Genomic DNA, 12274 nt, shown 5'->3' with positions numbered 1-12274 from the left:
TGAAATTTTTGGGAACTCATTATACAATTATAATCGGCAGAAATTTGATTTACCAAGCAATAGTTTGTTAAGGATTTAACACTATTGTGAAAATATTACAAAATGGAGGGCTGCAAAATGAGTAATTCAGCACAAACATCAGCAAGTAATCGGATTCAGATGTTACTTGATGAGGGCAGTTTTGTGGAAATCGGCGGTCGCGTGACTGCCAGAAACACTGATTTTAACATGACTGCGAAAGAAACTCCTGCCGATGGCGTGGTTACCGGATACGGCACCATTGACGGCGGGCTCGTTTATGTGTACAGCCAGGATGCCTCTGTACTGGGAGGCTCCATCGGTGAGATGCACGCGAAAAAGATTTCCAATATCTACGGAATGGCGATGAAGATGGGCGCCCCTGTCATTGGCCTCATCGACTGCGCCGGACTGAGACTGCAGGAAGCGACCGATGCCCTGGCCGGATTCGGTGAGCTGTACCTGGCACAGTCCCTGGCCTCCGGCGTCGTTCCGCAGATCTGTGCTATATTTGGTTCCTGCGGCGGCGGCATGGCAGTGTCCGCGGCTCTCGCTGACTTTACCCTCATGGAGGAGAAGACAGGCAGGCTCTTTGTCAATTCCCCGAACACCCTGGACGGAAACTATAAGGAGAAATGCGACACCTCCTCCGCGAAGTTCCAGAGTGAGGAGACGGGAACCGTCGATTTCACCGGCTCTGAGGCAGAGGTTTTGGAGCAGATCAGAACTCTCATTTCCATTCTTCCCGCAAACAATGAAGACGATATGTCCTACGACGAGTGCACCGATGACTTGAACCGTCTTTGCGAAGGCATTGAGGGCTGGGCCGGCGATACGAAAGAGGCGTTAAAGGCCATCTCCGATGACAACTTCTTCGTGGAGACGAAAGCGGCTTACGGACCGGCCATGGTGACCGGCTTTATCCGCTTAAACGGCATGACCGTAGGCTGTGTGGCCAACCGCACGGAAGTGTACGGGGAGAACGGAGAGAAGGAGAAGGAATTTGACGGCGGACTCACCTCCAGAGGCTGCGAGAAGGCCGAGGAGATGGTGAAGTTCTGCGACGCCTTCAATATCCCGGTGCTGACCCTGGTAAATGTAAAGGGCTATCAGGCTGTAAAGTGCACGGAGAAGAAGATCGCGAAGGCAGCGGCAAAGCTGACCTATGCTTACGCGAACGCCACCGTTCCGAAGGTGACGGTGATCACCGGAAAGGCTTACGGCACCGCCTATCTGACCATGGCCAGCAAGGCAGTGGGAGCGGATATGGTATACGCCTGGCCGAACGCTGAGATCGGCATGATGGATGCGGCCTGCGCGGCAAAGATCATGTATGCCGGCGAGATCGCCCAGTCAGAGGACGCGGCGGCCCTGATCAGCGAGAAGGCGGCGGAGTACCGCGCACTTCAGTCCAGCGCGGAGGCAGCAGCCAGAAGGGGATATGTAGACGATATTATTGAGGCGCAGGAGACGAGAAAACGGGTGATCGCTGCGTTTGAGATGCTGTTTACAAAGAGAGAGGACAGGCCGGCAAAGAAACATGGCACGGTCTAAGGACGAGGTGACAGTGATATGAGGAAGATAAAGAAAATTTTGCTGGCGTTTTGCGTGACGGCCGGTATCGCTGCGCTGTCGGCTTGCTCGGCTCCTCAGGAGAATGCGCCGAAGGAGCTGGATCTTGGAGTTACCAGCGCCGTTTCCATGTATTCCGAAGGAATATTGCAGAGTGTCACTTCCGTGTCGGAGGATGCGGTGGACCAGTACATCGCGGAGAGCGAGGAGGCGGACAGCGCCTTTTCCGTGGAGGCGTATACCACCTGGAAAAACATTATGGCGGACACCGGCAGCTTTGTGAAGGTAGAGAGCACGAATGTGACACTGCAGGATGACGAGTACGCCTGCGACATGGTGGTTCAGTTTGAGGAACGCCTGGTGGACTGCACCATTTATTACACAAAGGATATATCAGAGATAACCTCCATCAGTATGTCTCCCCGGTACACCACAGGCGAGCGTCTTGTGAAAGCCGGTTTGAACACGCTGATCGGTATGGGAACCGTGTTTATTGTGCTGATTTTCATCAGCCTGCTGATCAGCTGCTTTAAATTCATCAATGCCTGGGAGAAAAAGATGGCAGCGAAGAATGCCCCGGCAGAGCCGGCTCCCGCTCCCGCACCGGCAGCCGCGGAGGCAGCCGTTCCAGCAGAGGAGGAGCTTGTGGATGACCTGGAGCTGGTAGCGGTCATCACCGCGGCAATCGCGGCATCTACCGGCACACCGGCAGACGGACTGGTGGTCCGTTCCATCAAGAGAGCGCCGGGTTCAAAATGGAAACGAGTATAATTCTAGGAGGAAGAAAAAGATGAAAAGCTATACGATCACTGTAAACGGCAATGTATATGATGTAACCGTAGAGGAAAACGGAGCCGTAAGCGCTCCCGCAGCCGCTCCCAAGGCAGCCCCGAAGGCCGCTCCCGCAGCGAAGGCAGCTCCCAAGGCAGCACCCGCCGGAGCACAGGGCGCAGTTACCGTTTCCGCTCCCATGCCGGGCAAGATCCTGGGCGTGAAGGCAAGCGTGGGCCAGGCTGTGAAGAAGGGTGAGGTTCTGCTGATCCTGGAAGCCATGAAGATGGAGAATGAGATCGTGGCTCCCGAGGATGGAACTGTGGCATCCATCAATGTAGCTGTTGGTGACTCCGTAGAGGCTGGCGCGACCATCGCAACCTTAAACTAATACTGGAATCGGATGCGTGAGTTGAGCGTATCTTTATGGAGGGATGAACAATGGAATATATTTTAACAACATTTGGGAATCTTCTTCAGCAGACGGCATTTGTAAATCTGACCTGGGGCAACTTCGTTATGATCGCAGTGGCATTCGTGTTCCTGTATCTGGCGATCAAAAAGGGATTTGAACCGCTTCTTCTGGTTCCCATCTCCTTCGGTATGCTTTTGGTAAATATCTATCCGGATATTATGCTGGCTCCTGAAGATTCCGCAAACGGGGTGGGCGGCCTGCTGTACTACTTCTACATTCTGGATGAGTGGAGCATCTTCCCGTCTCTGATCTTCATGGGCGTAGGCGCCATGACGGACTTCGGTCCCCTGATCGCCAACCCCAAGAGCTTTCTGTTAGGCGCAGCGGCTCAGTTCGGTATTTACGGAGCGTATTTTATGGCCATCTTCATGGGCTTTAACGACAAGGCGGCGGCTGCCATCTCCATCATTGGCGGAGCGGACGGCCCCACCTCCATCTTCCTGTGCGGAAAGCTGGGACAGAAGGAGTACATGGGCCCCATCGCGGTGGCGGCGTACTCTTACATGGCTCTGGTGCCCATTATCCAGCCTCCGATCATGAAACTCCTGACCACGGAGAAGGAGAGAAAGATCAAGATGGAGCAGCTTCGTCCCGTTTCCAAGCTGGAGAAGATCCTGTTCCCCATCATCGTAACCGTTGTGGTCTGTCTGATCCTTCCCACCACGGCGCCCCTGGTTGGTATGCTGATGTTAGGAAACCTGTTCCGGGAGTCCGGCGTGGTAAAACAGCTGACGGAGACCGCTTCCAACGCCCTGATGTACATCGTGGTAATCATGCTGGGAACCTCTGTTGGTGCTACCACCAGCGCTGAGGCATTCTTAAAGCTGGATACCATCAAGATCGTGGTGCTGGGCCTTGTGGCCTTTGCCCTGGGTACGGCGGCCGGCGTGATTTTCGGAAAGATCATGTGCAAGCTGAGCGGCGGCAAGGTCAATCCGCTGATCGGTTCCGCCGGCGTGTCGGCAGTGCCCATGGCAGCCCGTGTGTCCCAGAAGGTGGGCGCCGAGGCGGATCCCACCAACTTCCTGCTGATGCACGCTATGGGTCCCAACGTGGCCGGCGTAATCGGTACGGCTGTGGCGGCGGGAGCCTTCATGGCGATCTTTGGAGTCAAATAATGCCTCTTGCTGAGGTTTCATACATTTCGTTTTAGGAGGAATAATCATGGCTGAAATAGAGAAAAAGCCGGTTAAGATTGTGGAAACCGTCCTGCGTGACGCCCACCAGTCCTTAATCGCAACCAGAATGACCACCGAGCAGATGCTTCCTATTGTAGAGAAGATGGACAAGGTTGGCTATCACGCCGTGGAGTGCTGGGGCGGCGCCACCTTCGACGCCTGCCTGCGGTTCTTAAAGGAAGATCCGTGGGAGAGACTGCGGAAACTGAAAGACGGCTTTAAGAACACAAAGCTGCAGATGCTGTTCCGCGGCCAGAACATCTTGGGCTACAATCACTACGCCGACGACGTGGTGGAGTATTTCGTGCAGAAGTCCGTGGCAAACGGAATCGACATCATCCGTATCTTTGACTGTCTGAACGACATCCGCAACCTGCAGACGGCGGTGAAGGCGGCCAACAAGGAGAAGGCTCACGTGCAGATCGCTCTCTGCTATACCCTGGGCGATGCCTACACCATGGAGTACTGGAAGAAGATCGCGAAGGAGATCGAGGAGATGGGAGCCGATTCCCTGTGCATCAAGGATATGGCCGGACTGCTCACCCCTTATGCGGCCGCAGAGCTGGTGGGTGCCCTGAAGGAGTCTACCTCCCTGCCCATCGACCTGCACACCCACTATACCTCTGGCGTGGCGTCCATGACCTACTTAAAGGCTGTGGAGGCAGGCTGCGACATTATCGACTGCGCCATGAGCCCCTTCGCCCTTGGCACCAGCCAGCCGGCTACGGAGGTGATGGTGGAGACCTTCCGTCCCACTCCCTATGACACTGGCTATGACCAGAACCTGCTGGCGGAGATCGCGGACTACTTCCGTCCCCTTCGGGAGGAGTGCTTAAAGAGCGGCCTGATGAACCCGAAGGTGCTGGGTGTGGACATTAAAGCCCTGCAGTATCAGGTTCCCGGCGGAATGCTCTCCAACCTGGTTTCCCAGCTGAAGGAGGCCGGCAAGGAGGACAAGTACCAGGAGGTACTGGAGGAGATCCCGAGAGTGAGAAAAGACTTCGGAGATCCGCCCTTAGTAACCCCGTCTTCTCAGATCGTGGGCACTCAGGCGGTGATGAACGTGATCGCCGGCGAGCGCTACAAGCTGGTGCCGAAGGAGTCCAAGAAGATCATGCTGGGCGAGTTCGGACAGACGGTAGCTCCGTTCAACAAAGAGGTTCAGAAGAAGATCATCGGCGACGAGACGCCCATCACCTGCCGTCCGGCCGACTTAATCGAGCCGCAGCTGCCGCAGTTTGAGAAAGAGTGCGCTCAGTGGAAACAGCAGGATGAGGATGTGCTGTCCTACGCCCTGTTCCCGAAGGTGGCAGAGGAGTTCTTCAAGTACCGCGAGGCACAGCAGAAGAAAGTGGATGCCGCTGTCGCGGACACGGGGAGCAAGGCTTATCCCGTATAATTTCATTTGCAGAAAGGTATGGCTTTTCCCAGGAGATTTGGGAAAGCTTAAAAAGAGGTCCGGTGCCGTCAGGCACCGGGCCTTTTGTGTAGCAGGTATGTAACAGGAAACGCCGTTTCCTACTACATTAAGCCTTCGATAGCAGTCCCGCTCCGGCGCGGGTTTGTGCCTCATGGTCAGCGCCGGAAACGGTGATTTATTTGCCCTAGCGTCGGTTCAGACTGGTACACTCCTTATTTCCTTAAGAAATCTAAACGGAATCGTAAGAATTAAGTTGGGAAATTTTCTGAAATCTATGCTATAATAAAAGAAACATATAGGGAATTTCGATAAATTTCCAGATATATTAAGATAAAGGAGGAGTGGATATGAGAAAACGGAACAGAATGCTGATTGCGGTTGCCTGCGCGGCGGTCATGAGTGCCGGGATGGCAGTGACGGCTCAGGCGGCGGGCTGGGCACAGAACAATGGACAGTGGTATTACTACAACGACAGTGGTTCCCCGCTGTACGGGCAGTGGGTCCAGGACAATGGAAACTGGTATTTTCTGGACTATGACGGCACCATGGCGGTGAGCCAGCTCATTGACGATACGTACTATGTGAATGAGAGCGGAGTCATGATCACCAATAGCTGGAGACTGATCCAGGACGATCCCTGGTCGGCTCAGAGCCACTGGTACTATTTCGGCAGCAACGGTCAGGCCTACGAGGACGGCTGGAAGACCATCGGCGGCGTGAAATATCATTTTTCCGGCCAGCAGATGGATACGGGATGGTTTGACGACGGTGACAATACCTATTATCTGGGGAGCGACGGCGTTATGGTTACCGGCTGGCAGTATCTCTATTCCGACCGGGCGGACGACTGGAGCGACCAGAACTGGTACTATTTCAGCTCTACTGGGCGGATGTCCAAATCCAGGGAGCAGACCATCGGAGGGGCGGACTACGTGTTTGACCAGTACGGGCGGATGCTCACGGGATGGGTGGACGCGGAGCATTTCACCAGCTCCTACTATGACAATGTGACAGAGGATGTGAACCATCTGATCTACTGTGAGTCCAGCGGCGCGGCGGCCAGCGGCTGGCGCTATCTGGTGACTCCCGACGAGTCGGATGAGAACTGGTACTATTTCCGGAACGGCCGGGCCTACACGTCTTCCTATAAGACCACAGCCTTAAATGACCGCTACGGGGTAGCCCGAATTGACAATAAGGTGTACTGCTTTACAAACCGGGGCAGAATGGTCACCGGTGAGCTGGAGCTTTCGGACGGAAGGATCTACTATTTTGATGAGAGCGGCGCCATGGTGACAGGGCGGGTAGAGATCGACGGAGAGACCTTCTACTACGACAAGAGCGGATCCCTGGGAAATATCGGCGCGGGATACACTGGCGTAAAGGACGGCTACCTCTATGACAACGGTGCTCTGGTGCGGGCGGAGGAAGGCCTGCGCTACGAGGTTGTGACCGTGGACGGCAAGGATTATCTGGTGAATGAGAGTGGAAAGGTGAAGACCGGAGGAACCGCCACCGATGCCGACGGAAATAAATATGACGTGGACAAGGACGACGACGGCGGCTACATCATTAAACGAATCAATTAGGAGGACGGAGGCCATGGGCGCGAAAAAGGGCGCAAAGGTCCGGATTGTAAAAAAGAATGACGACTACTCCCAGGATTACCAGGTGGGAGACGTGTTTACCGTGGAGGGGACGTGGTACGGAGGCATTCATGTGACCACCCCCTCCGGGGTGCCTTTATCCTTGGACGAGGAGGAATATGAGCTGGCGGACGTGGAAAGGGGACGGCCGGTGGACCGGTACTCCTACGAGCTGGGAGTGATGGACTGTTTCTGCGAGATGGTGGCGGCCGGTTTGAAACGGCTGGCCATGAGCCATCCCTGCGATACGAGGGAGGAACGGGATTCCTACCAGGAGGCTGTGGAGGCGCTGTGCCGCCGGTACGGGGTATGTTTCTACGGGGAAGATGAGGCGTTTCTGACGGATCTGTTTCCGGAGGAGTTAAATAAGGGAAAGTATAATTACCTGTTTTACCGGACGGAGGAGACGCTGGAGGCTTACCTGTCTTTAAAAAAGGAGCAGGCCAGGATGAAGGAGGAAGGCTCCTACGAGGGAGGGAACCGAAGGCGGATCGCAGAGGAATTCGGCCGGCTGCTGTCCTATCCGGAGGAGGGAATCCAGAGGTATATTGAGCGGACCGTGGGAGAAGGGTTCACGAAAAATTCATGAATTCCCGGCGAAATGTAGTTGCGGCCGGATGAGGCCAGGGAGTATAATACAGGCAAAACAGGTTGGCTGCGCGGGAATTTGAGATTGCGCGGGCCTTTTGGAGGTAATGGCATATGAAAAGATGGATGCGGATGGTTGCCGTTTTAGGAATGGCAGTGTCCATGCTGGCCGGTAGCGCCATGAGCGCTTGGGCGGCAAAAGGCGATTCCGATGAACCGGTGCAGTTAGAAACGCCGGGAGTTTGGTGGGAAGACACGAAGGCAGAGTGGGACGAGATTGAGGATGCCTACCAGTATGAGGTGAAGATTTACCGGGACGGCTACCGGGTGGATACGGTGAAGACCAAGAGCACGAAACTGGAGTGCAGATCCAGAATGGACCGTTCCGGTGAGTATACGTTCCAGGTGCGGGCCCGGGCCCGCAGCGGCAGCTCCAGCTTTTACCACAGCGAGTGGTCCGAGGAGTCGGAGAGCTACGTGGTGGACGAGACCATGGCAGAGAAGAATAAGAACCTCAGCCAGAATTCGGAGGATAAGGTCTATATCCCGTCGGGAGCCTCCGGGCCTGGGGACGCGGTAGGTCAGGATCCGTCAGGTACTACGGGGACGGCACAGACCGGCTGGCAGAAGGACAATGTGGGCTGGTGGTGGCTGGATACGGATGGAACCTATCCGGTGAGCCAGTGGAGATACATCAGCGACCTGTGGTATTTCTTTGATGAGTCCGGTTACATGAAAACCGGTTGGGTTTCCTGGAATGGAGTCTGGTATTACTGCGACGCCAGCGGGGCCATGCTCACCAACACTACGACGCCGGACGGTTTCTATGTGGATGCCAATGGGATCTGCCAGCAGTAGGGTGTGAAAACGGAAGACAGAAAAGAGATAAATATAGGAAAGAATGAGAGGATCACGGAGTGAGGTGGTCCTCTTTTTTTGCGCCGTAGGGAACTGCGTCCCCTATGACACAAAAGCCTCCGGCGGGAGGCGCACACTTTTTATGGCAGAGAAACCGGCGTACCCGGCGCCGCAGACGTCCCTCCTGTATGCCGCAGAGAGCAGATTGTCCGTGACCCTGCGCTCCAGGGCGGTATCCCGTGGGAGAAGACGGCCTGGAGGGGGCACATAATTTACGAAAGGTCCGCTCCTGAGGCTGGAAACGGTTCTCTCACAGGCCCGGTGAGGAACGGATGGGAAAAAGGGAGCGGAATAATTGGAACAGGCCCTCATATATTGAGATAAAGAGGTGAGGACATGGGTGGAGGAGAGAAATGGAGCCGGATGTTCGCCAGGAGCGTCCGGGATGTGCTGGAAGGCCTTTCCCTGGAGTTTGAACAGCTGCAGGAAATCCGAATGCGGGTGGATGCCCCTTTATTTCTCTGGTATGGAAACAGGGAGTACGGGGTGACGAAAGGAGGGCAGCTGGGACAGGCTGGGAGAGAAGGGCTCCGGCGGATTTCGGAGCGGGAGCTGCGGGAGACGGTGGAATGTATGGGAAATTATTCCCTCTATGCCTTTGAGGACGAGATCCGTCAGGGGTTTCTCACAGTACGGGGAGGCCACCGGGTGGGGCTTGCCGGGAAGGCGGTGATGGAGAATGGGAATCTGAAAACATTGAAATACATATCAGCCCTCAATGTAAGGTTTGCCCACCAGATCAAGGGCTGTGGGGAGAAGGTGCTGCCCTTTTTGTTTGAGGAAGAAAGGCTCTGCCATAGTCTGCTCATTTCCCCGCCCAGGGGAGGAAAGACCACCCTGCTGCGGGATCTGGTGCGTCTGCTCTCAGACGGGACGGAGACGGTCCCCGGCAGAAATGTGGGAGTGGTGGACGAGCGGGGGGAAATCGGAGCCTGTTATCAGGGGATCCCTCAAAACGACCTGGGGGCGCGGACGGATGTGCTGGACTGCTGTCCGAAGGCCCTGGGAATGATGATGCTGATCCGCTCCATGGCGCCCCAGGTGGTGGCGGTGGACGAGATCGGGAGCCGGGAGGATCTGGAGGCGGTGGAATATGCCGCAGGCTGCGGCTGCGCGGTGCTGGCTACGGCTCACGGCGGCAGTCTGGAGGAGATTCTTGGAAAACCGGGGCTGGGGGCTTTGGTGAGAGGGGGATTGTTTGGGAGGCTGGTGCTTTTGGGAAACGGAGAGCAGGCCGGACGGGTCCGGGAGATCCGGGACGGAGAGGGGAGGCTGGTGTGGAATGGCATCTTTGATGGCTAGGACGGCAGGGGCGGTGCTGGTGCTTTTGGGAGCGGGGGGAATGGGGAGAATGTTTTCTTCCCGGTTTCTCACCAGGCTGCGGCTGCTGGAGGAGGCGAGGCGGCTGGTTTACCTGTTAAAAGGAGAAATCCTCTACGCCAATTCTTCCCTGGACGAGGCGTTTTGCCGGGCGGGGCACCGTCTGGGCGGCCGGATGGGAGGGCTGGCGGTCCAGGTGGCGGAGCGGATCGGTGAGAAACAGGGCCGGGGGTTCGGAGAGATCTGGAGGGAGGAAGTGAAAAACCTCCAGGATCTTCCCCTTTCCAAGGAGGATTTGGGACAGCTGGAGGAATTTGGCAGGCAGCTGGGGTATTTGGACCGGCAGATGCAGGAGCGGACCATGCTCCTTTACCTGGAACAGCTGGAGCTCTCCATCCGCTCCATGAGGGAGAGAAGGCAGGAGGCGTGCCGGCTGTATACAGGCCTGTCCCTGGCGGGAGGGATTTTTTTCATTATTCTGATGTGTTAGGAGGATGGCGTGGAGGTCAATCTGATTTTTAAAATCGCGGCGGTGGGGATCCTGGTCTCCGTGGTCTGCCAGGTGTTGAAACACAGCGGACGGGAGGAGCAGGCGTTTCTCACCAGCCTGGCAGGGCTTATTTTGGTGCTGTTCTGGATGATTCCATATATCTATGAGCTGTTTGAGACCATCAAGGAGCTGTTCGCGCTGTAGGAGGGATGAGAGTTGACAATCGTGGGGATCGCGGCGGCAGGCCTGGCGGCAGTGCTGCTGGCGGTGCAGTTAAAAAGCGTAAAAAGCGAGTACGGCGTCTATCTGGTGATGGCGGCCGGCGTTTTTATTTTTCTCTACGGCTGCTCTAAGTTTCGGGTGATCTTAGAGACCCTGGAGCTGATCCGCTCCAATATCCAGGTGGAACGGGTGTATCTGGATACCATTGTGAAAATGATCGGCATTGCCTACGTGGCGGAGTTCGCGGCGGGGATCTGCAAGGATGCCGGATATGGGGCGGTGGGCAGCCAAATTGAAATGTTTGGCAAGCTGTCCATTCTGGCGGTGAGTATGCCGGTATTTGTGGGGCTGATCGAGACGATGCAGTCGTTTTTGGGGTAGGAGGCGGATGTGAGCGGGCGGAGAAAAAGGGGAAAGGGATACCTGGCGCCTCTGGCGCGGCTGGCATTGGCAGCGGCGGTGGTGGCAGCCGCGGTGGGAATGGCCGCGGGGACAGCGGCAGGGGCGGAACGGGACAGCGGAGGAGAAATTGTGACGTATGAAACCGCGGCGCCGGCCACGGAGGATTCCGGAGGCGGGGAGTGGGCGGCGCCGGAGCTGTCCGATTACGATCTGACGGAGGTGGAGCAGTTTTTGGATCAGCTGGAAGGGCACGGGGGAGAGGAAATTTCCTTCAGCAGCCTTCTGGAGCGTTTGATGGCGGGACAGTTTTCTGAGGCGGCAGAGCTGCTGGTGACGGCGGCGAAGGAGGCGTTTCTTGGGGGAATGGCGGATAGCGCCGGATTTCTGGGCCAGATTCTGGTCCTGGGAGTGGCCGGGGCGGTGTTCGCGGGCTTTGCCGGAGTGTTTCAGACGGGACAGATCTCAGAAACCGGGTTTTTCGTCACCTATCTGCTGGTGTTTACCCTGTTGGCGGCCGGATTTTCCCAGGGGGCGGCCCTGGCCCAGGGGGCTCTGGAGGATGTGCTGGAATTTATGCGGGCCCTGATGCCTGCCTATTTTCTGGCGGCGGCGTTTTCCGGCGGGGCGGTGACGGCGGCGGGACTTTATGAGGGAATGCTGTTCCTGATTTCCGGCGTGCAGTGGCTGTTTCTGACGGTACTGCTGCCAGGGGTGCAGATTTATTTCCTGCTGGTGCTGGCGGGGCATATGATAAAGGAAGATATGCTGTCCCGGTTTCGGGACCTGGTGAAAACGGCGGTGAGCTGGGGAATCCGCACCATGGCCGGCCTGGTGGTGGGGATCAACCTGCTTCAGGGCATGATCCTGCCCTACGCGGACGCGGTGAAAAACAGCGGGATCACGAAGGCGCTGGAGGCGATTCCGGGAATCGGCCGCGGGATTGGCGTGGCGGCAAAGATGGTTATGGGCTCCGGGGTGCTGATTAAAAATACCATGGGAGCCGGGGCAGTGTTTGTACTGGCGATTACGGTGTTAGCTCCGTTAGTCAAGCTGGCCGTGCTGGCGGTGCTCTATCAGCTGGCGTCGGCGGCTATGGAACCGGTGTGTGACAAGAGGATCACCTCCTGTGTGGCGGAGGCGGCGGAAGGGTACAAGCTGTTGGTCAAACTGGTGGCGTCGGCCCTGGGGCTGTTTGTGATTGCCATTGCCATGATCTGCATGGCGACCAATGTGACGTATTACGGGAGTTAGGAG

Annotated in this window: 13 protein-coding genes; all 13 read left to right on the top strand. The window is 56.4% G+C overall.

Going from position 1 to position 12274, the window contains the following annotated elements:
* The first annotated feature begins 117 nt into the window (after window positions 1–117).
* The 13 genes from B5E84_RS07740 (at window position 118) to B5E84_RS07680 (ending at window position 12271) form a co-directional block, all read left to right on the top strand.
* Entirely contained in the window at window positions 118–1572 is a 1455-nt protein-coding gene (locus B5E84_RS07740; protein ID WP_087221502.1) for an acyl-CoA carboxylase subunit beta, read from the top strand.
* 18 nt (window positions 1573–1590) lie between these two features.
* Window positions 1591–2361 carry an OadG family protein gene (locus B5E84_RS07735; protein WP_087221500.1) on the top strand — a complete coding sequence of 257 codons (771 nt, stop codon included), beginning with the start codon at window positions 1591–1593 and terminating at the stop codon, window positions 2359–2361.
* Window positions 2362–2380: 19 nt separating this feature from the next.
* A complete protein-coding gene (locus B5E84_RS07730) occupies window positions 2381–2752 on the top strand; it encodes a biotin/lipoyl-containing protein (protein ID WP_087221498.1) in 372 nt (123 codons plus the stop codon).
* A 50-nt stretch (window positions 2753–2802) separates the two neighbouring features.
* Window positions 2803–3954, top strand: coding sequence for a sodium ion-translocating decarboxylase subunit beta (locus tag B5E84_RS07725; protein ID WP_087221496.1), 1152 nt, complete (start codon window positions 2803–2805; stop codon window positions 3952–3954).
* A gap of 46 nt (window positions 3955–4000) precedes the next feature.
* Window positions 4001–5413, top strand: coding sequence for an oxaloacetate decarboxylase subunit alpha (locus B5E84_RS07720; protein ID WP_087221494.1), 1413 nt, complete (start codon window positions 4001–4003; stop codon window positions 5411–5413).
* A gap of 368 nt (window positions 5414–5781) precedes the next feature.
* Window positions 5782–7023 carry a hypothetical protein gene (locus B5E84_RS07715; RefSeq protein ID WP_087221492.1) on the top strand — a complete coding sequence of 414 codons (1242 nt, stop codon included), beginning with the start codon at window positions 5782–5784 and terminating at the stop codon, window positions 7021–7023.
* A gap of 13 nt (window positions 7024–7036) precedes the next feature.
* Window positions 7037–7669: a hypothetical protein gene (locus tag B5E84_RS07710; RefSeq protein ID WP_087221490.1), complete on the top strand. Its 633-nt coding sequence runs from the start codon at window positions 7037–7039 to the stop codon at window positions 7667–7669.
* Window positions 7670–7782: 113 nt separating this feature from the next.
* Entirely contained in the window at window positions 7783–8526 is a 744-nt protein-coding gene (locus B5E84_RS07705) for an N-acetylmuramoyl-L-alanine amidase family protein (protein WP_087221488.1), read from the top strand.
* 396 nt (window positions 8527–8922) lie between these two features.
* On the top strand, window positions 8923–9888 hold the full coding sequence (gene spoIIIAA, locus B5E84_RS07700) for a stage III sporulation protein AA (RefSeq protein WP_087221486.1): 966 nt from the start codon (window positions 8923–8925) through the stop codon (window positions 9886–9888).
* Window positions 9869–10396 carry a stage III sporulation protein AB gene (locus B5E84_RS07695; protein WP_087221484.1) on the top strand — a complete coding sequence of 176 codons (528 nt, stop codon included), beginning with the start codon at window positions 9869–9871 and terminating at the stop codon, window positions 10394–10396. The genes spoIIIAA and B5E84_RS07695 overlap by 20 nt, the downstream gene beginning before the upstream one ends.
* Window positions 10397–10405: 9 nt before the next feature.
* Window positions 10406–10600 carry a stage III sporulation protein AC gene (gene spoIIIAC, locus B5E84_RS07690; protein ID WP_087221482.1) on the top strand — a complete coding sequence of 65 codons (195 nt, stop codon included), beginning with the start codon at window positions 10406–10408 and terminating at the stop codon, window positions 10598–10600.
* 12 nt (window positions 10601–10612) lie between these two features.
* The gene (gene spoIIIAD, locus B5E84_RS07685; RefSeq protein WP_087221481.1) at window positions 10613–10999 is read left to right on the top strand and encodes a stage III sporulation protein AD; all 387 of its coding nucleotides are present in this window, start codon (window positions 10613–10615) and stop codon (window positions 10997–10999) included.
* 9 nt (window positions 11000–11008) lie between these two features.
* A complete protein-coding gene (locus B5E84_RS07680) occupies window positions 11009–12271 on the top strand; it encodes a stage III sporulation protein AE (protein WP_087221479.1) in 1263 nt (420 codons plus the stop codon).
* The last annotated feature ends 3 nt before the right edge of the window (window positions 12272–12274 follow it).

The organism is Lachnoclostridium sp. An14, assembly GCF_002160755.1.
Lineage (GTDB): Bacteria > Bacillota > Clostridia > Lachnospirales > Lachnospiraceae > Lachnoclostridium_A.
Note: the sequence above shows the minus strand (reverse complement) of the source record. Positions and strands in the feature narration are given on the sequence as shown.